Source organism: Kitasatospora sp. NPDC004669 (assembly GCF_040609455.1).
In the GTDB taxonomy this organism is placed as follows: Bacteria; Actinomycetota; Actinomycetes; order Streptomycetales; family Streptomycetaceae; genus Kitasatospora.
Genome location: NZ_JBEXKB010000192.1, coordinates 1 through 2,718 on the forward strand (window position 1 = coordinate 1; position 2,718 = coordinate 2,718).

Below are 2,718 nucleotides of genomic sequence, written 5' to 3' on the forward strand. Positions count from 1 at the left end.
CCCCCCCCCCCCCCGCCCCCCCCCCGCCCGCCCCCCGGCCCCCTACACCAGCCCCCGCCACCCCCCGCGGGTCGGGGTGTCCCCGGGCGCCGATACACGCCTGGGGCCTGCCTGGTGGACGAGGGTTTCGGACACGGCCCACGACCGGGCGGCGCTCATGGGCGGAAACGGGCGTGGGGCCCGGCGGGCGAGGCAGCGTTGCCCCAGGTGCCCTCGCACCGCAGGCGCCAGGCTGTTGGTGCCGAGCGGCTGGACAGCATCCCCGTGTCGGAGTGCCTGCTCGGCCTTCCGGTCGGTCTGCCCGTCCGCGGGTCTCGCTGTCGACTTCTTGGAAACCAATAGGCCTTCGCGGTGGGGTGGGACAGGATGACGGGCGTGATGTTGAGGTACCCCTGTGTGTGCTGTGGCCGTCTGACCATGGGCGAGCCGCCCGGCTCGTATGAGATCTGCCCGGTGTGTTTCTGGGAAGACGACGCCGTTCAGCTTCGCTGGCCGGACTACCCAGGCGGAGCAAACCGACCTTCGCTGATCGAGGCCCAGGAGAATTACCAGGCCTTCGGAGCTTGCGAAGAACGATCCGTGGAGCATGTCCGCACACCCCTGGACGATGAGCCGCAGGACCGGAGTTGGCGGCCCATCGACCCCGAGCGCGACCACTTCGAGCCCCAGGGCGTCCAGCTGGCCGCGTGGCCGGTCGATCGAACGGTTCTGTACTGGTGGCGCTGTCGGGACACGGGTTTCTGGCGTCCCGCCGCCGGATGACCGTCACCCGGCCTGTTCGTCGAGTCGGGCCAGGAGGCCGTCGAGGATCTGCTCGCGGGCGACCTGGCCCTTGGCCGGTGCGTCGTCTCGTTGGCGTTCGAGAGTGGGGCGGACCTCCATGGTGGTGACGAAGCACGTGCAGGCGTGGTGCCGTCGCCGCACTGCCCGTCGGACCTGACCGCCGTCCTGGCTCATTCGCCGGTCCTGCAGCACTCGCCGTGCGGCCGGGTCCGCGGGGTGTGGTGGTCAGCTCAGGGTGCGGACCGCGGCGGCGTCGTAAGGGCGCAGGTCGGTGAAGCGGCCGGAGAGGACCTTGGCGGCCCACTGCGGGTCCTGGAGGAGGGCGCGGCCGACGGCGACCAGGTCGAACTCGTCGCGTTCCAGCCGGTCGAGCAGGTTGTCGATGCCCTGGACCGGGGCGCCCTCGCCCATGAAGGCGCGGACGAAGTCGCCGTCGAGGCCGACCGAGCCGACGGTGATGGCGGGGCGGCCGGTGAGCTTCCTGGTCCAGCCGGCCAGGTTGAGGTCCGAGCCGTCGAACTCGGGGACCCAGTAGCGGCGGGTCGAGGCGTGGAAGGCATCGACGCCGGCGTCGGCGAGCGGGGCGAGGATCGCCTCCAGTTCCTGAGGGGTCTCGGCCAGGCGGGCGTCGTAGTTCTCCGACTTCCACTGCGAGTAGCGGAAGATCACCGGGAATCCCGGGGAGACGGCCTCCCGCACCGCGGCGACGAGCTCGGCCGTGAACTTCGTCCGGGCGACCGGGTCGCCGCCGTAGGCGTCGGTGCGACGGTTGGTGCCCGCCCACAGGAACTGGTCGAGCAGGTAGCCGTGGGCGCCGTGCAGCTCGACGCCGTCGAAGCCGATCCGCTCGGCGGCCGTGGCGGCCTCGGCGAACGCGCCGATGACGGCGTCCAGGTCGGTCCGGGTCATCGCTCGCCCGGTTCCCTCGGTGCCGTCCAGCCGGATGCCGGACGGGCCGACGGCGGGGGCGTCGGCGAACGGCGGGTCGCCCTGCTTGCGCACCATGCCGATGTGCCAGAGCTGCGGCACGATGGTGCCGCCCGCCGCGTGGACGTCTTCGGCGACGCGGGCCCACCCGGCCAGCTGTTCTTCGCCGTGGAAGCGCGGGATGTCGTCGCTCTGGCCGGCGGACTCGTGGCCGACGTACGTTCCCTCGGTGACGATCAGGCCGACCCCTGCGGCGGCGCGGCGGGCGTAGTACGAGCGCACGTCCTCGCCGGGCACGCCACCCGGGGAGAACCTGCGCGTCATCGGGGCCATCACGATGCGGTTGGGCACGGTCAGCCCGTTGATCGTGACGGGCCGGGACAGGATCTCGGCCGCGCGGGAGGTGGAGGGCTCGGTGACGGTCATGGGGATTCCTCGCGGATAGCGGTGGACAGTGGTGGTGGCGCCAGGCGGAAACGGTTGCCCGTGCCAACCACCTCGGCAGCCGCCGCATTTCGTCGGCCGCGCGAAACCCGCTGTGATCTGCGCCACTGCGTGCCGGCGGGGACGGTCGTCTCTTCACGACGTGGATGCTCCTGCAATTTGTCTCGGGCGCTCGGTAGGGGTACTGTCTCCCAGTCGCTCGGCAGGGAGCACCGGACACGCATCGGCGCGGACGGTCCCGGAGCGGCCAATCCCCTGAAACATCACCTCCCGGCTCGGGCCGGGTCGCGTCTGCGTTTTTCGTGTCGCGGCTCGGGGCGAATTCGGCGTGTGTGTTTTATCGGATTGCGGCTGGATTCGCTTTTCGGAGCGGGGATCGGCTAGAGTTTGAAACGTCGGACGGGGCGTCAAGCCCTAGAGGACGCCAGGGAGTTGGATGAACGAAGCCCCGGAAGCGGAGCGGAAAACATCTGATAAGCTGGAAACGCGAAAGAACGAAGCGCCCGGAGGGCCCGCTGGAAGGCGGTCCGAAGGAAGTGTCCGTTCCTTGAGAACTCAACAGCG

The 2,718-nt window shown here is 70.6% G+C and carries 3 protein-coding genes; 1 reads left to right on the plus strand and 2 read right to left on the minus strand.

The features are described from left to right. Positions 1–378: 378 nt before the first annotated feature. Positions 379–762 (plus strand): CPCC family cysteine-rich protein, encoded by a 384-nt coding sequence (locus tag ABZW30_RS46755; RefSeq protein ID WP_355677456.1) that lies wholly within the window; start codon positions 379–381, stop codon positions 760–762. A 3-nt stretch (positions 763–765) separates the two neighbouring features. On the opposite strand, the gene ABZW30_RS46760 is transcribed toward ABZW30_RS46755, so the two are convergent. Beyond that, a complete protein-coding gene (locus tag ABZW30_RS46760) occupies positions 766–957 on the minus strand; it encodes a hypothetical protein (protein WP_355677454.1) in 192 nt (63 codons plus the stop codon). 51 nt (positions 958–1,008) lie between these two features. Beyond that, positions 1,009–2,136: an NADH:flavin oxidoreductase gene (locus ABZW30_RS46765; RefSeq protein ID WP_355677455.1), complete on the minus strand. Its 1,128-nt coding sequence runs from the start codon at positions 2,134–2,136 to the stop codon at positions 1,009–1,011. Positions 2,137–2,718 lie beyond the last annotated feature (582 nt).

Bases quoted from the DNA above. Each gene is read 5' to 3' on its own strand.
- ABZW30_RS46755 (WP_355677456.1), top strand. From the start codon at position 379: ATGTTGAGGTACCCCTGTGTGTGCTGTGGCCGTCTGACCATGGGCGAG.
- ABZW30_RS46760 (WP_355677454.1), bottom strand. From the start codon at position 957: ATGAGCCAGGACGGCGGTCAGGTCCGACGGGCAGTGCGGCGACGGCAC.
- ABZW30_RS46765 (WP_355677455.1), bottom strand. From the start codon at position 2,136: ATGACCGTCACCGAGCCCTCCACCTCCCGCGCGGCCGAGATCCTGTCC.